15 protein-coding genes and 2 pseudogenes are annotated in these 17,654 nt (G+C 52.0%); 7 read left to right on the top strand and 10 right to left on the bottom strand.

Translation table 11 applies throughout. The annotated features are described in order from the left end of the window. Positions 1-58: 58 nt before the first annotated feature. The 3 genes from VB741_RS08795 to thrS all read right to left on the bottom strand — a co-directional run bounded on the left by VB741_RS08795 (position 59) and on the right by thrS (position 5,141). Entirely contained in the window at positions 59-1,663 is a 1,605-nt protein-coding gene (locus tag VB741_RS08795; protein ID WP_323364791.1) for an NAD(P)H-quinone oxidoreductase subunit 4, read from the bottom strand. Positions 1,664-2,160: 497 nt separating this feature from the next. Continuing rightward, on the bottom strand, positions 2,161-3,075 hold the full coding sequence (thrB, locus tag VB741_RS08790) for a homoserine kinase (protein ID WP_323364790.1): 915 nt from the start codon (positions 3,073-3,075) through the stop codon (positions 2,161-2,163). A 266-nt stretch (positions 3,076-3,341) separates the two neighbouring features. Continuing rightward, positions 3,342-5,141, bottom strand: coding sequence for a threonine--tRNA ligase (gene thrS / locus VB741_RS08785; protein WP_323364789.1), 1,800 nt, complete (start codon positions 5,139-5,141; stop codon positions 3,342-3,344). A gap of 397 nt (positions 5,142-5,538) precedes the next feature. On the opposite strand from thrS, the gene VB741_RS08780 reads away from it, so the two are divergent. Beyond that, positions 5,539-5,778 (top strand): DUF4327 family protein, encoded by a 240-nt coding sequence (locus VB741_RS08780; RefSeq protein WP_323364788.1) that lies wholly within the window; start codon positions 5,539-5,541, stop codon positions 5,776-5,778. 7 nt (positions 5,779-5,785) lie between these two features. On the opposite strand, the gene VB741_RS08775 is transcribed toward VB741_RS08780, so the two are convergent. After that, complete coding sequence (locus VB741_RS08775) at positions 5,786-7,045, bottom strand: Na/Pi symporter (protein WP_323364787.1); 1,260 nt, start codon at positions 7,043-7,045, stop codon at positions 5,786-5,788. Between VB741_RS08775 and VB741_RS08770 the strand changes: the two genes are divergently transcribed. Continuing rightward, positions 7,044-7,844 carry a Nif3-like dinuclear metal center hexameric protein gene (locus VB741_RS08770; RefSeq protein WP_323364786.1) on the top strand — a complete coding sequence of 267 codons (801 nt, stop codon included), beginning with the start codon at positions 7,044-7,046 and terminating at the stop codon, positions 7,842-7,844. The genes VB741_RS08775 and VB741_RS08770 overlap by 2 nt on opposite strands. Positions 7,845-7,876: 32 nt before the next feature. Here VB741_RS08770 and VB741_RS08765 read toward each other — a convergent pair whose 3' ends face one another. Beyond that, positions 7,877-9,634 carry a lipase family protein gene (locus VB741_RS08765; protein WP_323364785.1) on the bottom strand — a complete coding sequence of 586 codons (1,758 nt, stop codon included), beginning with the start codon at positions 9,632-9,634 and terminating at the stop codon, positions 7,877-7,879. A 141-nt stretch (positions 9,635-9,775) separates the two neighbouring features. Here VB741_RS08765 and nfi point away from each other — a divergent pair, with 141 nt between their 5' ends. Beyond that, a complete protein-coding gene (gene nfi, locus VB741_RS08760; RefSeq protein WP_323364784.1) occupies positions 9,776-10,498 on the top strand; it encodes a deoxyribonuclease V in 723 nt (240 codons plus the stop codon). 883 nt (positions 10,499-11,381) lie between these two features. On the opposite strand, the gene VB741_RS08755 is transcribed toward nfi, so the two are convergent. Then, positions 11,382-11,558: a hypothetical protein gene (locus VB741_RS08755; RefSeq protein ID WP_323364783.1), complete on the bottom strand. Its 177-nt coding sequence runs from the start codon at positions 11,556-11,558 to the stop codon at positions 11,382-11,384. 197 nt (positions 11,559-11,755) lie between these two features. Between VB741_RS08755 and VB741_RS08750 the strand changes: the two are divergent. Beyond that, positions 11,756-11,905: pseudogene (locus VB741_RS08750) on the top strand (IS6 family transposase); the annotation flags it as partial. Between the two features lie 117 nt (positions 11,906-12,022). Here the strand turns inward: VB741_RS08750 and VB741_RS08745 are convergent. After that, positions 12,023-12,910: an AraC family transcriptional regulator gene (locus VB741_RS08745; RefSeq protein ID WP_323364782.1), complete on the bottom strand. Its 888-nt coding sequence runs from the start codon at positions 12,908-12,910 to the stop codon at positions 12,023-12,025. 222 nt (positions 12,911-13,132) lie between these two features. On the opposite strand from VB741_RS08745, the gene VB741_RS08740 reads away from it, so the two are divergent. Further along, positions 13,133-13,762, top strand: a complete 630-nt coding sequence (locus VB741_RS08740) for an NAD(P)-dependent oxidoreductase (protein WP_323364781.1) — start codon at positions 13,133-13,135, stop codon at positions 13,760-13,762. Positions 13,763-13,858: 96 nt separating this feature from the next. Beyond that, entirely contained in the window at positions 13,859-14,362 is a 504-nt protein-coding gene (locus tag VB741_RS08735) for an anthrone oxygenase family protein (protein ID WP_323364780.1), read from the top strand. Positions 14,363-14,431: 69 nt separating this feature from the next. Here VB741_RS08735 and VB741_RS08730 read toward each other — a convergent pair whose 3' ends face one another. The 3 genes and pseudogenes from VB741_RS08730 to VB741_RS08720 form a co-directional block, all read right to left on the bottom strand. Further along, complete coding sequence (locus tag VB741_RS08730; protein ID WP_323364779.1) at positions 14,432-15,076, bottom strand: VOC family protein; 645 nt, start codon at positions 15,074-15,076, stop codon at positions 14,432-14,434. 7 nt (positions 15,077-15,083) lie between these two features. Further along, a pseudogene (locus VB741_RS08725) lies at positions 15,084-15,707 on the bottom strand (class I SAM-dependent methyltransferase). A gap of 3 nt (positions 15,708-15,710) precedes the next feature. Continuing rightward, on the bottom strand, positions 15,711-16,253 hold the full coding sequence (locus VB741_RS08720; RefSeq protein ID WP_323364778.1) for an adenylate kinase: 543 nt from the start codon (positions 16,251-16,253) through the stop codon (positions 15,711-15,713). A 186-nt stretch (positions 16,254-16,439) separates the two neighbouring features. Here VB741_RS08720 and VB741_RS08715 point away from each other — a divergent pair, with 186 nt between their 5' ends. After that, positions 16,440-16,976 (top strand): hydrogenase maturation protease, encoded by a 537-nt coding sequence (locus tag VB741_RS08715; protein ID WP_323364777.1) that lies wholly within the window; start codon positions 16,440-16,442, stop codon positions 16,974-16,976. Positions 16,977-17,654: the final 678 nt, after the last annotated feature.

Genomic DNA, 17,654 nt, shown 5'->3' with positions numbered 1-17,654 from the left:
CTTTAAGAGGAATCGAAAGACTTCTTTATCCCTGGGAAAGGAATAAAGAAATGCAGACTTAGCGAATGCTCACGTTTGCAATCCGACTGGCAAGCAGTTCGGGAGCCGTCAACACCTGAGCATAGAAAGGTCCGTGATCAGCATTTTGGGCCAGGCGGATATTCTGTACCCGGTTAGCCAGTTCAGTGCTTTTCACATCGTAGGTTTGGGTCGCCAGCTTAGGATAGAGACCAATACCAATGATGGGTACGAGCAGGACAATGGCCACAAACGCTTCCCGAGGCTTGATGTCCCAGGAGGTGTTGTTGGGTAGCTCTAGCTCTCCCGCATTGCCAAAGAAGATGCGACGCAGCATGGACAGCAGGTAGATCGGGGACAAAATTACCCCGATAGCGGCCAAAATGACGATAACTGCTTTAAACAGGGTGCTGTAGGCATCGCTAGTGGCAAAGCCTAGGAACACAGCCAGTTCAGCCACAAATCCGCTCATGCCAGGTAGAGCCAAGGAGGCCATGGAACCGGCGGTAAATAAACCGAAGGCCACGGGCATAGCTTTACCCATGCCACCCATTTTGTTCATGGCTAGGGTGTGGGTGCGCTCGTAAGCCACACCGGACAGGAAGAATAACACTGCTGCAATCAGACCGTGGGAAATCATCTGCAGGAGGGCACCGCTCATGCCCAGGGTGGTAAAGGCGGACAAGCCAATGAGCACAAACCCCATGTGGGCGACGGATGAATAGGCCATGCGGCGCTTGAGGTTATCTTGGCCAAAGGCGGCTAGGGATGCATAGACAATGTTGATCACCCCCAGGATGGCTAAGATAGGGGCAAAGTAAACATGGGCATCGGGCAACATCTCGATGTTCATGCGGATCAGCCCGTAGCCTGCCATTTTCAGCAGTACCCCAGCCAAAATCATGGATACCGGCGCTGGAGCCTCACTGTGGGCATCGGGCAACCAAGTATGAAATGGAAATATCGGCAGCTTGACGCCAAAGGCAATCAGGAAGCCGGTGTAGGTGAACAGCTGCATGGGTAAGGAATAATCCTTTGCCGCTAGCTCGCTGAAATTAAAGGTGACGTTGTCACCGTAGAAGGCCATGGCTAGGGCTGCCACCAAGATAAAGATGGAGCCAATGGCCGTGTAAAGGATAAATTTAGTCGCTGCATAGAGGCGCTTTTGGCCGCCCCAGATAGAAATCAGCAAATAGACCGGGACTAGCTCCAGTTCCCACATGATGAAAAACATCAGCATGTCTTGGGCCAGGAAAACACCGACCTGGGCACTAAACATCAACAGCAGCAGGGAGAAGTAGAGGCGAGGCTTGAGGGTGATGTTCCAGGAGGCGACCACCGCCAGGGTGGTGACCAAACCACTCAAAATCACTAGGGGCATGGATAGACCATCCGCCGCCAAGGACCAATTCAGGCCGATTTGAGGTACCCAGGCATAGTTATCAACTAGCTGCAGACCAGGTTGGTGGAGATCGTAGTAATTAGCAAACGTATAAAAAATAAGACCAAGTTCGGCTAAGCAAGCGCCCAGGGTATACCAGCGGAGGGTTTTGCCTTCGCTATCTGGCAGCAAGGAAATGGGAATAGCGGCCAGTAGGGGGAATATAACTAGCGCTGTTAACCACGGAAAGTGTTCAACAATCATGCCAACTCATGCGTACAACTCATTATTCAGAGGCGTGATTTGCCGAGAGGCAGTTGGTCTAGGTGAAGCGAAAAGGCTTATTGTCTGCAACACAACCCTGCAAGGGAACCGATGGATCCTGAAAGGGGATACTGTTTTCGCGGCGGCCTTAGTCGAAGAGGTCGGAGGAATTCAGGAAAGCATTGCATTTATGAAAACGCTAGGCTAACTGACCGGACGGCAATAAGGAAAAATACCTATTGATTTACGCCCAGTTACAGTATATGAAACTTAGTTAACTTTTGATAAGGCCAAATTACCTAAAAGTCAGCTACTTTTCTTGATTTGCCTGGTATGTAAAGCTTTCGGTAAGTATAGAATTTATTACACATTAGACATTGATATGGCTGTAGCCATTCACATTTAGGTAAATCTATATTGATAAAAATACTAAAGAATAAAAAATGCCCTTGATTTTGCTGGGTTAACCCTTGGTGAAACCTTTGTTTCAAAAGGGTTTAGTCGATTAAATGGGCCTGGGTGCCATGGGGATCAATGGCCAATGGGTGGACCGTGTAGGGAATGTTGTTTGCTTGCCAGGGGGTGCCTAGATTTTGGCTGACCCTGGGGGCGGTTTCTGGGCTGGCTAGGGCTAGTAGGGTGGGGCCAGCGCCGCTGATGACTAGGCCCCAGGCGCCTGAGGCTAGGGCATTACTGTAGATGTCGGTGTAGTTGGGGATGAGGGTTTTGCGGTAGGGCTGGTGGATGCGATCGCACAGTGCCTTAGTCAACCATTCACCATTACCGCTAGCTAGGGCCTGGGTTAGTAAAGCCAGATGAGCGGTATTAAAGATGGCGTCGTTGCGGCTGTAGCTACCGGGCAAAACCTGACGAGCCGCCGCCGTAGACAGCTCAAAGTCAGGAATAATCACGATCGGAATAATGGATTCATGCCAGGGGATTTGGCAGAGGGTGAGTTCATCATTTTCGCCCTGGACTGATAAACGGCAGCCCCCTAGGAGGGCGGGGACAACGTTGTCTGGGTGGCCTTCTATATCAGTGGCGAGGGCGGCAATTTCATTCTGGCTGAGGGGATTGCCCGCTAATAGGTTGGCACCGACCAGGCCACCGACGATGGCGGTGGATGAGCTGCCAAGGCCACGGGATAGGGGCACGTGGAGGTCAATGTGGATTTGGACTGGGGGGGTGGGTTTGTTGAGGTGGTGATAAAACGTTTCGTAGGATTTGTAGACTAAGTTGTCGGGGCCGGTGCTGAGGCGATCGGCTTCTTTACCGCTGATGCTGATGGTGAGGGTGTCAGCTGGGGTAAAGGTGAAGTGGTTGTAGAGGGTGAGGGCTGCGCCCAGGCAGTCGAAGCCAGGGCCGATGTTGGCGGTGGTTGCGGGGACTGTGATTTGGGCGGTTTGGGACATTGTTGGGTCGTTGAAATAAACGGGGTGTAATTCCTTTTGCCGGAAATATGGCTGAAGGTAGGGTCCTCCCCTTTAGGGCAGGGCGCCTCTGGGCGGGGCGCCTCTGGGGTAGGTGCTGGGCAGAGGAGGAACCGTTACAAACGCAGCCAACATCCCCGTAGGATGGGTTGAGCCCCCGAAAGCTATTGGGTCAAACCCCGAATAATCCTTGGGGGCCAAACCCATCCCGGTCAGAATTTTTGGGAGATGCTGGAGCAGAACTCACATTAGAAGTACCCGTGGCTATCTAGGGCGGCTTTTAGTCGGGTGATGACGTCGGGCACTGCGATCGCACCTAAATCTCCTGCTTGGCGGGTGCGAATGCTGAGGTTATTGTCCTCTACTTCCTTGGCTCCAATGACTGCCATGACTGGGATCTTGGCTTTTTCGGAGTTGCGGACCATTTTGCCGAGACGTTCGCCGCTGCGGTCGACGACAACGCGGATGCCCAGGGGCTGCATTTGTTCGGCTACTTGCTCAGCGAAGGGCAATTGCTCGGCGGTGACGGGCATTAGGCGCACCTGCTCGGGGGCTAGCCAGAGGGGGAAGAGTCCGGCGTACTGTTCGATTAGAATGCCGATCAGGCGTTCCAGGGAGCCAAAGGGGGCGCGGTGGATCATGACGGGGCGCTGGCGGGTGCCATCGTCGGCGACGTATTCCAGGTTGAAGCGTTCGGGTAGGTTGTAGTCCACTTGGGTGGTGCCTAACTGCCATTCGCGACCGAGGGCATCGGTAAAGATAAAGTCCAACTTAGGACCGTAGAAGGCGGCTTCGCCAATGCCTTCAAAATGCTCCATGCCGAGGGTTTCGACGGCCCGTCGGATAGCGTTCTCGGATTTTTCCCAGACGTCGTCGGAGCCAATGTACTTGTCAGAGTCGGGGTCGCGGAAGCTGAGGCGGGCTTTGAAGTTATCTAGCTGGAGGCTCTTGAAAACGGCCAGGATCAAGTCGACCACTTTGAGGAATTCGTCATCTAGCTGGTCGGGGGTGACGAATAGGTGGGCGTCATCTACCGTAAAGCCACGCACGCGGGTGAGGCCGCCCAGCTCCCCGGACTGCTCATAGCGATAGACCGTACCAAATTCGGCCAGCCGCATGGGCAGTTCTTTGTAGGACCGGAGCTCGTTTTTATAGATCTGGATGTGGAACGGGCAGTTCATGGGTTTCATCACGAAGCCCTGCTCGTTGGCTTTGTCAACCTCTGTTTCCGCCATCATGGGAAACATGTCTTCGCTGTATTTTTGCCAGTGGCCCGAGGTTTTGAACAGGTCTACCTTGGCAATGTGGGGGGTGACGACGGGGAGATAGCCACGCTTAATCTGTTCCTGTTTGAGGAAGTCTTCTAGGGTGTAGCGCAGTATGGTGCCCTTGGGGGTCCATAGGGGTAACCCAGGGCCGACGTCTTCGGAAAATAGGAAGAGGCCCAACTCCTTGCCTAGCTTACGGTGATCCCGCTTTTTGGCTTCTTCCCGGCGGCGCTTATATTCCTCTAGCTGTTCGGGGGTTTCCCAGGCGGTGCCATAGATCCGCTGTAGCTGGGCCTTGGTTTCGTCACCGCGCCAGTAGGCTCCAGCTACGCTTTCTAGGTCAAAGGCTTTGGGATGGAGTTGGCCCGTGCTTGCCACGTGGGGTCCGGCACATAGATCCCACCATTGATCGCCCAGATGGTAAAGGGTAATGGGTTCTTCGATGCGGTCTAAAATTTCCAGCTTGTAGGGTTCCCCTAAGGCTTCAATGCGGGTTCTGGCATCTTCCCGGGATACTTCTTCCCGCTCCACGGGGTAGTCCTTTTTGATGATTTTGATCATCTCCTTCTTGATCGTTTTTAGATCCTTGTCGGAGAAGGGATCGGGATTGTCAAAGTCGTAGTAAAACCCGTACTCAGTCCAGGGTCCAATGGTGACCTGAGCCTTAGGAAATAACCGCTGCACGGCCATGGCCATGACGTGGGAAAAGGTGTGACGAATGCGCTTTAGCTCGTCAGACTCATCCGTTTTGGGAAGGTATATGTTTTCAGGCTCAGCCATGGGGATGGTTTGGGTTTTATAACATCTGTCGATTGCGACACATGCCGCATATTAGCTTAGACAGACGCTATGGCTTTGGCAAGATGTTGCAGATATAGGTTAACTCTGGAGGCAACTGCTCGTAAAAATGCCCAATCCTGGGGATAACTTCAGGAAAGATGCTCCATGAACCTGTAGAGTTTAGTTAGGACATTTATCCCTGGAGTCCTGGCTGTCACTACTGTCTCTTTGAGAATATAAAGAGTTGTGTGGAAAGCCTACTCCATGTGATATGTTTTATCCTTGTGAAATTCAGCGCTGGGAAAGTTGGCGTTTGCGTCCCTGATTTGATGATCTGAGGACCCTGAATTTTTTGATGTTTGACAAAGTTTTTTCACAAAACTAAATCCTTTCATTTATGGCTAAATCCACAACAGCTGTTCCATTGGCCCTACATCCAATGGCCAAGTTTCAGCGTCAAGTGAAGTCCCTCGTAGAATCTGACGTCATTAAACCCACTGATAAACTCTGGAAAATAGCGTTTCTCTTTAGGGATAACTGGCAGCATTGGAAACATGAACTTGAAGAGTTTGAGTTTTCTATGCAAGACCCCATTAGTGCCCTACTGGCGGTAGAAAGCTGGGAAGAAGAGCAGTAGAGTTCTTTTACATCTTCTCTGTCAGGCTAAAAGACAACCATAGGCCCAGGAATGGCACTATAAAAAATACGCCTACTACATAGGCCACCGCCAGGATGCGATAGCGTCGGGCGGTGGCTGCTATGTGTTGGGCCACGGTTAGGGGTATCGTCCGTAGGGCAGGGATACCGTAGATCACGGTTACGGCTAGTAGGTTATAGCTTAAGTGCACTAGGGCCAGCTGGAGTGCCACTGGGCTATGGACTGCCAGGGTGGCGATGAGGGCGGTAATACAAGTGCCGATATTGGCCCCTAGGACAAAGGGGTAGATGTCTTCTAGGGTAACTAGGCCCGCCCCGGCGAGGGGGACGGTGAGACTAGTGGTGATGGAGGAGGATTGTAAAAGAGCAGTAATCCCAACGCCAGCGGCGAGTCCTCCTAGTTTGGAGCCATGGCCCGTGGCCCAGTAAATAGCCTCTTTGGCGGGGGTATCGAACCATCGCTTCAGCAGCCAGCCTAGGGCGGTGACGGAAATCATTAGTCCGGCCACGCTGCTGCCAAACAACAGGAGTGAATCCCAAGGGCCAGCTAGATGGTTCACTCCGTAGGCCATGAGTTGACGGATGGGCTGGGCCAGCACATCGATGGGGGATGCCAGTTTATTTAAATTGTCTAGTAAATTGCTGGGTACGTTGCTGGGCACATTCTTGGTTGCGGTGGCCATGGCAGCACCTTGACCTATAAGCCACTGGCTTAGTTTCTGTAGGGGATGCAGCAGCAGCTCTAGGGGAAAGAAGATCAGGAGGGCGAGGAGATTGAAACAGTCGTGGATGGTGGCGGCGGCAAATCCCCGTTCAAAGTCGTCGTCATCACTGATGTAGCCTAGGCTGACCAGGGTACTGGTGATGGTGGTGCCGAGGTTGGCCCCCATCACCATGGGAATGGCGGTGGCAATGGGGAGTCCGGCGGCCACTAGGGCGACGAGCAGAGAGGTGATAATGCTGGAGGACTGTACCAGGGCCGTGGCTAAAATGCCCAATAGGAGACCTAGCCAGGGGTTGGCGGCTAGGGTTAACAGACCCTCGGCCTGGGGCCCGAGAATGGACTGAAAGCCAATATTGAGCAGATCTACGGAGGTAATCAGGCCATAGATGGCGAGTAAGGCTCCTCCTGCGTAGAGCCAGGGTTGCTCTAAACTGGGTGTCTGGGAACTGGCTGTCTGGGACGTTTCTGATGTGTCAGCGGCGACAGCGGGTTTTGAGACGCTTTCGGAGGAAGGGATCACCATGGATGTTAATGCACTCGTGAACTGGGTTGAAGCATGGGCTCCGCCTGGGTGGCAGGAATCTTGGGATAACTGCGGTTGGCAGATTGAACCGGGCATCCGCGCCCAACCGGCGGGGGTATTGGTGTGTTTGACTCCAACGCTGGCGGTCATGGCCGAGGCGATGCGGCTTAAAGAGGAGGGTGCCCCGGTGAACCTGATTTTTGCGCACCATCCGTTAATTTTTAGTCCGCTGAAGTCTGTGGTGGCGGATGAGCCGGTGGGGGAAATGGTGCGGTTGGGGATGACCCACGGCATTGGGGTATATAGTGCCCATACTAATTTTGATCAGGTGGCGGATGGTACTGCTGATGTATTGGCTCAGCTTTTGGGATTAAAGGATGTGATGCCGGTGGTGCCAACCCAGCATGGGGTGGGCTATGGCCGGGTGGGGGAGTTACCTACGGCCCAACCGCTGGATGAACTGCTGGCGATGATTCAGACCCAGCTAAATCCGTCGAATTTGATTCATTCGCCGACGGCGGATTTACGGCAGAAGATTGACCGGGTGGCGGTTTTGGGAGGTTCCGGGGCGAGTTTTATGGCGGCAGTGGCGAAGACGGGAGCCCAGGCCTATCTGACATCTGATTGTAAGTTTCATCAGTTTCAGGAGAGTCGCGATCGCAACCTCATCCTGATCGACGCCGGTCACTACGCCACCGAACGCCCCGCCTGTGCCAAACTGGTCACAAAATTTCAGCAACAGGGCGTCGCCTGGACCCAACTCAGCAAAATTGACGAAGACTTCCGCCAATTTTGGTAGGCTCTTGCTGAGAGACCACTCATCAGAAGTCCCTATTTCTTTTTGATGCCCGGCTTGCAGGGACCCCCGCCCAATCGATTGATATCTTCCTCTAAACTAGTCGCTTTCCTATCTTTGGATTCTCCCTCTAATGTCTGGGTCAGGTGGCTAATGTAGCAAGACATACTGTGGTCAGTAATCAGATCAAACCCTGTCTCAAAGAGACTCTTGATCAACCCAATAAACCCATCCACAGCTCGGCTGATAGCCTTGTAATTAGCTGTCAACTGCCCCTTAGAATTAATGTATTTAATCGTACCCAGGTGACCATAAAACCGCAGCGAATTTCGAAAAGAGAACGGTGGCGGCACATGGGTAACAATATCATTGTTGTTCACAAAGCGAAAAACCTTACCGGCCAGATTCTTCTCCAACTGTCGGCTAAAGGTGAGATCCCCCACACGGGGCTGGCCAAATGTGTACAAACCCGCAACATTAATCCCATTCTCATGGAGTGACGCCGCCGCCATGGTGGCCAGTGCGCCCCCCAGGCTGTGGCCCGTAATCAGCAGCGGTGGGAGGGGCGACCCCCCAGGTTTCTGGCATTCATTTTGCCAGTACTCTAACTGGGCCAGTACATCGCGTTCAATGTCTGCCCAGCCCAGAAAGAACCCCGTGTGAACTTTACCCTTGTAGGTCGATATGGTGGTTTTACCTGCCCGCCGAATCGTAAAGTTACGCATTTTTATGTCCAGATTGGTGGTCCAATCACGAATCTCTTGGGTGCCGCGAAAGGCCAGTACCATAAACTCATCGGTGCGAAAAATAAGTGCCTGGGTATCCCGCTTGTTGGCATTAAAAAATCGAAAGTTGTTACGAATATCGATTTTCCATAGATTGGCTATTTCAGTAACGTATCGAACATCTTGGTAGACTAGCTGCGATACCTTGGCCAAACTAAGGGCAAGCTCAGTACTGTATTGGTTTACATCCCCTAGTTTCTGAAAATCAGTTCCTTGGTAAGGCGATCGCAAAATACGATAGCCAAATTGATCAAACAGCTGTTTGACCCCATCAAAACCATGGTCATGGATGTAATTATATAGCTGATCGTAAACCCTCGAATCACAGTTACGGCGGTAAGTCTCATCTGCAATCAGCCGGACCCAGTAGTTAAGCCAGGGTTTTACCTCTTTGACTGTAAACACACCAGAATCAACCATGTGACCAAAATGCTCCAAACCGGTGAGCATTTGGTTAAACCAATCACGGACCGATGTCTCGGCATAGTAAGTCTGCATGTCAGACGTATGGGATTGTCCGTCAGAGGGCCACTCCAGCGTTTGTCTGCGATTTTTTCGAGCCTTAGAACTACTCAAGGCTCGGCTGAGGAGGTCATTGGTGACCTGAAACGTGACAGCTGTTTTTTCGGTTGTCCCCGGTGTATTGATTGTATAGTCTCGATATTCTTCAAAATCCAAAATACTGAGTGCTTGGGCAACACCGGGATCATTCTCAAACTCTTGTGTCGCCCGACGCAAAAAATCAATCCGCTGCCACTGGTGATATTTACGGTAGCTGCGTACGCCATAGGCTAAGGCTAGGGAACTGAGCCCTACAGCCGCAGCAAAGGCGGATTGGATCAACAAAAATCGCTTACGGTGACGGGTTTCAAGATCATCATTGGGATTACCGGAGCCGGTCAGGGTCATCACCTCATCTTCAATCCGAGGCAGAATAACCTCTTCGAACTGATTGATGGCAATATTGGCTTGGCTCCTAGACTCCTGGTTTACGGGAACTGCTCCCATCAGAAGTACACCACCAACCAGTGAGAGCGCTACATTTGTACTAATTGAACGAATGCTGGCTGAAAGACGCACTGACTAGTCTCCTGATGAACCATATTCCTTTGATGCTAACGAAGCATACCCCGTTTAGTATAGAGAATCATGAAAATTGATGGACCTAAAACCTGGCCTGTGGATGCAAATCAGGCCATTGCCACTCAAAATCGACTGCGGGGGCAGGTGATTACCACTGACCAATTTGAGACGATTGCCACCGTCGCAGGGGTGGATGCCGGGTTTGAGCAGGAAGGCACCATTGTCCGGGCGGCCGTTGTGGTTTTGCAGCTACCAGATCTGACTCTTTTGGAACAGGCCATTGCCTACCGCCCCACCACATTTCCCTATGTCCCTAGTCTGTTATCGTTTCGCGAAATGCCAACGGTGTTGGATGCCTTGGCCCAGCTCACCTTAGAGCCAGATCTGATTCTCTGTGATGGGGCGGGCATCGCCCATCCTCGGCGGCTAGGGATTGCCAGTCACTTGGGGGTATTGATCGATAAACCCACCATCGGTGTGGCAAAGTCTCGTCTGCTAGGCACCTATGGTGAACTCCCGCTAGAAAAAGGAGCCTGGATGCCACTGATGGATCGGGAAGAACGGATTGGTGCGGTACTGAGAAGTCGGACGGGAACAAAGCCGCTCTATGTGTCTGCGGGCCATCGTATTAGCTTAGAAACAGCGGTTGATTATGTACTGCAATGTACGCCTAAATATCGGTTGCCAGAGACGACGCGGTTGGCAGACCGGCTTGCGTCAAATCGTGGACCGATGCCAACTGTGGGTACATCGGCTAAGGGTGCATCAGGACAGATGGAACTATTTTGAATGGCTTACATTTTGGCTGAAGCTGATTTTGGTTTCTATGGCTTGATTTCTATGGCTAAACCTTGGCTAATTCGGAACCTGGAGTTTTGCTCACCCTGAATCCCTCTCACTTTCCCTCACCCTAAATCCCTCTCCCGGGGGGAGAGGGACTTTGAGGGTTTTCTGGTGACCTGTCTGCTGTGGAGATGCTTTGCGAACGTCCTTCGGGGAAAGGGGGTGAGAGGTGTAGCTTGTTTCCCGTAGGGTGGGTCAGAACCTGGAGGTTCCCTCTCCCTAAATCCCTCTCCCGGGGGGAGAGGGACTTTGAGGGTTTGCTGGTTACCTGTCTGCTGTGGAGATGCTTTGCGAACGTCCTTCGGGGAAAGGGGCTGGGTGTGTGTAGCTTGTTTCCCGTGGGGTGGGTCTGAACCTGGAGGTTCCCTCTCCCTAAATCCCTCTCCCGGAGGGAGAGGGACTTTGAGGGTTTGCTGGTTACCTGTCTGCTCTGGAGATGCTTTGCGAACGTCCTTTGGGGAAAGGGGCTGGGTGTGTGTAGCTTGTTTCCCGTGGGGTGGGTCTGAACCTGGAGGTTCCCTCTCCCTAAATCCCTCTCCCGGGGGGAGAGGGACTTTGAGGGTTTGCTGGTTACCTGTCTGCTCTGGAGATGCTTCGCGAACGTCCTCCGGGAAAGAGGGCTGGGGGGGTAGCTTGCTTCATCTAACTCGAAACCTGGGGTTGGTTTATGTGCTGGTGATTGAATTCACTCTGAATTAGTCGATGGCTTATCTGTGGGGCGATCTGGCTGTTTCGGATGATGTTGCGGGTAGGTAAAACGTGAGTGGCCCATTGCCCTTGCGGGTGTTTTAGCCCAAGGGCAATGGGTGGGGTCTAGGTTAGTGGGTTTTTAGTTATTATGGCGCTGAGAGCGGTTGTAGAGAACAACTTCATGGAGGGTAACGTTACCATCACCATTCCGGTCAGCTTTCATATCAGTAGGACTGACCTGGTCGGCAGTGGCCGCGCTGGTGATGGCCCCCATGGACATTAAAACAGTTAGGACAGAAAGTAAGAAGCGTTTCATGGTAAAAACCTCAATTCGACTAAGGCACGGGCCTACTGGCTACATCGCCTATGGTTCTAAGGTAGAAACGGTTTCTGAATTCTCCCGAATGGTGGAGTGAGAACTTGCTGAGGGAAAATGGTTTGTTGCAAAAAAGCGATACTTTTTGCGATCGCAACCTAACCTCATACATCATCGATCACCCCTACCCGTTCCCTATGACTTCCTCAGAACCCTTTAAGTGGCGTCATTTCAAACCTGAGCTCATCCTGCTGAACGTCCGCTGGTATCTCCGCTATAGCTTGAGTGATCGGGATTTGGAGGAAATGAAGAGCGAGCGTGGTCTGACAGTCGATCACCCAACTATCTCTTTCATCAACGAAATCTTTGGAGAGGTTGCATAACAAGAGTGAGATCGACAGGGATCTTCTCTCTTTATGATCTCTTTGCAACGTAACCTAATAGGTTGCTCTGGAAACCAGTGCTTACGACTTCTGGCTTCTAAAGTTTCTAGGCGTCATCCCCATGACTTTGCGAAATTGCTTACTGAGGTGACTGTGACTCGTGAATCCACAATCCAGAGCAATATCGATGATGGCTTGATCACTGTCTTTCAGAAGGTGTTTAGCGCGTTCTATCCGCTGTTGAATGACGTATTGATGGGGCGAAATCCCGATCGATTGCTTAAACATACGCCCGAAATGGAACGGGCTCATACCCAGCAATCCGGCCAGGTCAGACAGCTTAATTTCCTCGGCTAATCCAGCATCGATGTAGTCGAGGACCTGATGAAGTTGATACGTCGGTAACCCACCTGCATAACTTGGCAACTGAGCCAGACTTGTCCCATGGTGGCGCAGCAACTGCACCGCCAGCATATTGGCCAGTGAGTCTAGATACAGCGCACCGCCAGGTTGATGTTGCTGCGCCTCTACCATCACTAAGTTTGCGATCGCATCAAGCTGCCGATTTCGACTCTGAAACGTTGGTACTAAAGTGAGACGATCGCCGTCCTTACCTAGGGTTTCCTCCGCAACTCGCTGCAGAAACGATGCAGGCAGTTGAATCTGCAGACAATTTTCATTCCCCTCCCACCGCACAAATAGTGGGGTATTAGCGGGGGTGATCAACATATCGCCATGACGATACAGCCCAGTATGGATTTTCCCATCCTGTCTCTGCAAATAATGTATGGGACGGGATGTTAGATTCACAAACAGCGTGTGAGCCGCTTTAGCATGGAAATACCCCTCACCTGGTGGAAATCGCAAATGCTCAATCCGAATTGTCTCTGTTCCCAGGGCTAAGGCGGACTCGCTTGGACGCGAGTCTGCCGGAAATGAATCAGTTGTCTGGGGTTGAGCAATAGCCATAGGTTCAAGGCCGCAGTCAGACTGCTGATAGCAAGATCCTGAGTACACGTCATCACAGGTACATCTCGGGCACTTCATTACAGATTGACATGTTGCTTGATCTTAAGCGCTACTGTCTGGTCTCACAAGTCACCGCAAGAAAGTGACAATCCCGCAAGAAATGGCAAGCGCTAGCCGGCCACTCTTCGTAGGCTAAGGATGTCTTCATTGGGGAATCAATCCATGAAACTTGTCATCTTTGGTGCAACCGGAACCATTGGTCGTCAGGTGGTGCAGCAAGCCTTAGGGCAAGGATATACCGTCACGGCCTTTGCCCGGCATCTAACCAAGCTCGATATCCAACATCCTCAACTCAGCTTCGTCCAAGGAGATGTGATGGAGCCCCAGGCGGTAGAAACCGCCATCCGTGGACAAGATGCAGTGGTCTGTGTCCTGGGCTCTGGCAAAAAATTGACTGGCACCATTCGGTCAGCAGGGACTCAGCAGATTATTCGGGCAATGGAGAAAGTGGGGGTGCGCCGATTAATTTGCCAGTCCACGTTGGGAGCTGGGGATAGCTGGGGCAATTTAGACTTCTACTGGCGGTACATTATGTTTGGCTTCATTCTGCGCCAGGTGTTTGCCGATCATGAACGGCAAGAAGCTCTGGTGAAAAGCAGTAGCCTGGATTGGACCATCGTGCGTCCGGGAGCCTTCACCGATGGGCCACTGACCGGGCAGTATCGCCACAGTTTTCCAAGCACCGACAGGACCATTGCCCTGCAGATTTCTCGGGCGGATGTGGCGGATTTCATCCTGAAGCAGCTTGCTAATCCGTCATCCGTCTATCAGACGCCGAGCTTGTCCTATTGAATGTAGCTTGAATGTAGCCGTTTGCAGAAGGAAGCATCGCACTCGACACGTTTGTTATTCCCGATCTGTTACCCCTCAAATCAGGAGACTCCACCCATGTCAACTGTAGCTAGCTTTCAAATTGTCTTGATCCTCGCAACCTTGCTATGTTCCCTCGTCGCAGGGTTACTGTTTGCCTTTGCCTCAGTCGTTATGCCAGGAATCAGTCAGTTGAATGACCGGGAGTTTATTCGAGCCTTTCAAGCGATCGATGGCATGATCCAGAATAACCAGCCCGTGTTTATTGCCGTCTGGGTCGGTTCCATTGTGGCGTTGCTGGCTGCCGCTGGGCTAGGGATTGGACTACTGGAGGGTACTCAGCGTCTGCTACTGATCTCGGCCCCACTGCTATATATTTTGGGCGTCCAACTTTCCACATTCACCATTAACGTACCGCTGAATAACCAACTCCAAACGCTGCACGTCGATAAGATGGGTGAAACGGCACTCAAAGCAGCTCGCCTGCACTTTGAACCCCGCTGGAACCAGTGGAACGTCAACCGAACCCTGTTGGCCAGCTTGACCTCAATCCTGTTGATGGTGTTGCTCTTGCAACTGTGAGAAAAGAGACTGCCAAAGCAGAGGTGTTTGTTCATTCAATATCTGGACAGATGACCTACCCAACCCAAACTACCAGTACAGAACCAGCGGCATGGCCGGTCGAAAGTCTTTAGTCTGTCCTGCAGTATGGCAATCCAACGTGATTTCCATCAGGTGTTGGTTGGCTGATTGAATCGAGATGCGATCGCACCCAGACGCCAGCTCCAACACCCCGTGAGTATCAGTCGATCGCGTAGAAATGACCACCTCGGTGATCCGTTGGGGATTGCGTTGAGGTTGGGGACGGGGTACGCCCGGATCATGAAATGGAAAATAGAAACAGAGTGGTTCCATCAAATTTCCTGAGTTTGCCCCCACATGAAACCCCTTGGGCGGTGGAAAGTAGTCAGGTTGGTAATGCCAGCCCGGAAACGGCATTTCGGGACTGGCCTGAGCGACGCCAGGAACAAAAATCAGGCCGAATGGGGAGGCATCAGGATCTGCCGCTCGCTCCGGAAAGCACAGATCTCGCCCCGGTCCAGCTCTGGCCTCATCCGCATCCCGCACCCAGAGGAATTCCACCATGCCATTAGCAAAGTAAACTCGTCGGTTGGCGGTGCCCTGCCCCGGATGGGTATTGCCTGACCCCTCTTGAAAGCCCTGTTCAAGCAGGCGATTGGCTACCTCGGCCGCTGGTTCCACCAGCATAAACACGTGATCCAGTTCCAGGTTCATCACTGTTTTATCCCGGCTTTTTGGCGACAATAAACACCGCTTTGCCCTTACCGGGTTGCCACTGGTAATCTAGCTCGAACCCGGCCCTGGTCAGACTATTTTCCAGCGATTGGGAGGTGAAAACAGCGACAAAGGGGAAAAACCCCAGGAATCGGCCAATGGGCGCGATGAGCTTAAACCAGCCCATGGTATCGCCCAGACAGACGGTACTGGTGACAAAGATGCCTCCCGGTTTGAGCATTTGGTAGACCTGTGCGATCGCAGCTTCCTTGTCTTCTAACAGGTGCAAAATGCTGAGGCCTAGCACCGCATCCAGGCTCTGATCCGGCATGTCAAGGTCGGCAATGGTGGCTTATTCAAAGGTAACGTTATCGATGGGCTCAGCCTCGGCTTTGCCCTGGGCAATGGCAATCATGTTGGCCGAGAAATCAATGGCGCGGATATGTTTCACATAGGGGGCATGCAGGATCGCGGTTGACCCTGTACCGCAGCCGATTTCCAGCACCTCCATATCGGGGCGAAAGTAGTCGCGGGTGACCGCTAGTTTTTGCTGATAAGCGGCTTCATCTGCGATCGGCTGCTGAGCGTATTTCTCAGCGATCTTGTCCCAAAATTGGGTTGCTTGAGCCATGGTTCAACTCCTGGGAAACGTAACGTCAGTTTGGGTGGCGATGGTCTGGTAGAACTGAGCGATATCCTGGTGCGATCGCAAGTGATAAACCTGCTTTGTCGTCTGCGCTTGCTTCACATACTCGCGATATTTGGGCGTCAGTTTGGTGTGACATAGCCGGACGGTGGCGTAGGCATTCAGGGTGCCTTTTAGCAGCGGGCTCCGCTCCGGCCAACCGGCAGGCGGCACCCAGGCACTTTGGAGAAATCGCTTGGTGACCCACCAATAATGTCGCCATACAGGCATATCCAGATACACCAGGGTATCGGCTGTGTCCAGCCGTTCCCAGAGCGTATCCAGGGAGCCAAAGCCATCCACGATCCACTGGTCTTGCAGCAGCAGCGCATCATGGGCCGCCTTGAACTCGGCGTGGGGCACTTCGCCGCCACCGGGTTTATATTTCATAGCATCGAGGGGTACCCAGGGGAGCCCCGTCAGGTCTGCCAGGCGTTGGCTAAGGGTAGACTTTCCCGCGCCCGCATTGCCAAATACAGCCACTTTTTTCATGAATATTTCCTCCTTAACCACCGCCAGGCTAGCCCGATGATCAGGGCCAGGGCAATCACTTCTATGCCCAGAATTCGTTGGTACGAACTTAGGATGCGTTTGCCCTGCGATCAGATCCACATAAGTTCTTCATATCTCTCTTTTAAGCTGATAGATAAGGCAGCATCTTAAAGGAGATGATCTCTCATGACTCCCCCAAACGCTAATAAATCCGCCACTCAATTTCAATTTTTAATCATTGGATATGGCAATGAGCTACGGGGCGATGATGCAGCTGGACCTCGGGTTGCCCAGATTGTGGCTAGCTGGCAGCTACCGTCGATCAAGTCTCTGGCGGTGCCTCAGCTTATGCCAGAACTGATCAATGACATCGCGGATACAAACTACGTTATTTTTGTGGATGCTTGTAGTGGTTCAAGCTGTTCCAGTACGATGCAGCTCGACCCGATTATAATCGGTGACCATTCGACTAAATCGCTAGTTGCGCAAGAGACCCACAGATGCAATCCGCTATCCCTGCTCATGCTGACCAAACAACTTTATGATCGCGCTCCGCAAGCCTGGTTTCTGAAGATGCCGGTTGAAAGCTTTGACATTGGTAAAGAGCTTTCTTCTACGACAAAGCGAGGGTGTGATAGAGCAGTCACCACCATAGAGCAATTTATCAGAAGCTATCGACAGCCCGTTTGGCTGCAACCAGAGGCATACATGAAGTCAGCCTGATGGAGCAAGCACTAGCCACTGCCTTGAGGCATGGGTGCCGTTGCAAAAAACGGAACCCGTGCCTACCAAAATAATAAATGACGGATTCGGTTACTCGCTGACCAAATCCGTCACTTGTGAACTATTGACTTGTCCAAAGGTTCCCTCCCGAACCATTCTTAGGTTTACAGAGCTTGTAGTATCACCGTTTACCACTGGCTGGTTCCCTCGCATAGCGTGCTCTTCCAGAGCTGCTGGTTGGCTTCGCCTTCTCTTTGTCGCCGCCGGAGATGGGCTTGCCACTTGTTGCTATGTGCCCCTCTAATTTGAGGAGAGGTTCTCTACAACCTCCACTGCTATATTAGCAAAAATTTAAACCCTTGAGCATTTTTCACGGCCTGAAATTGATATTGCTTAGGGCTGGCTGAATAGTCCAGAAACACTGGTATATAGCCATTTCAACTAACGAAGTCGAAGTTAAGTACAAGACTATTTAAGGAGTTTTTAATGGTTTCAGCCGATTCACCCTTGCACCGACCTATCGACACAGCCTGAAAAGATAACGTATTTGTGTCGGTTCAGCCCTGAAAAAAGCAGATTAGACTTTGTCAGCAAGCCCTACTTATGGGGGTTTGGCCAGTCATCATAACTTCCTCATATTGTTCTTTTACTATTAGTTTGGTTCATTTTTGAGCTTGG

This window comes from Leptothoe sp. PORK10 BA2 (assembly GCF_034932105.1).
GTDB lineage: Bacteria > Cyanobacteriota > Cyanobacteriia > Phormidesmidales > Phormidesmidaceae > Leptothoe.
This window is presented reverse-complemented; position numbering and strand designations above follow the sequence as displayed.

Coding starts and splice junctions, on each gene's coding strand:
- VB741_RS08795 (WP_323364791.1), bottom strand. CDS start 1,663: ATGATTGTTGAACACTTTCCGTGGTTAACAGCGCTAGTTATATTCCCC.
- thrB (WP_323364790.1), bottom strand. CDS start 3,075: ATGTCCCAAACCGCCCAAATCACAGTCCCCGCAACCACCGCCAACATC.
- thrS (WP_323364789.1), bottom strand. CDS start 5,141: ATGGCTGAGCCTGAAAACATATACCTTCCCAAAACGGATGAGTCTGAC.
- VB741_RS08780 (WP_323364788.1), top strand. CDS start 5,539: ATGGCTAAATCCACAACAGCTGTTCCATTGGCCCTACATCCAATGGCC.
- VB741_RS08770 (WP_323364786.1), top strand. CDS start 7,044: ATGGATGTTAATGCACTCGTGAACTGGGTTGAAGCATGGGCTCCGCCT.
- VB741_RS08775 (WP_323364787.1), bottom strand. CDS start 7,045: ATGGTGATCCCTTCCTCCGAAAGCGTCTCAAAACCCGCTGTCGCCGCT.
- VB741_RS08765 (WP_323364785.1), bottom strand. CDS start 9,634: ATGGGAGCAGTTCCCGTAAACCAGGAGTCTAGGAGCCAAGCCAATATT.
- nfi (WP_323364784.1), top strand. CDS start 9,776: ATGAAAATTGATGGACCTAAAACCTGGCCTGTGGATGCAAATCAGGCC.
- VB741_RS08755 (WP_323364783.1), bottom strand. CDS start 11,558: ATGAAACGCTTCTTACTTTCTGTCCTAACTGTTTTAATGTCCATGGGG.
- VB741_RS08745 (WP_323364782.1), bottom strand. CDS start 12,910: ATGGCTATTGCTCAACCCCAGACAACTGATTCATTTCCGGCAGACTCG.
- VB741_RS08740 (WP_323364781.1), top strand. CDS start 13,133: ATGAAACTTGTCATCTTTGGTGCAACCGGAACCATTGGTCGTCAGGTG.
- VB741_RS08735 (WP_323364780.1), top strand. CDS start 13,859: ATGTCAACTGTAGCTAGCTTTCAAATTGTCTTGATCCTCGCAACCTTG.
- VB741_RS08730 (WP_323364779.1), bottom strand. CDS start 15,076: ATGAACCTGGAACTGGATCACGTGTTTATGCTGGTGGAACCAGCGGCC.
- VB741_RS08720 (WP_323364778.1), bottom strand. CDS start 16,253: ATGAAAAAAGTGGCTGTATTTGGCAATGCGGGCGCGGGAAAGTCTACC.
- VB741_RS08715 (WP_323364777.1), top strand. CDS start 16,440: ATGACTCCCCCAAACGCTAATAAATCCGCCACTCAATTTCAATTTTTA.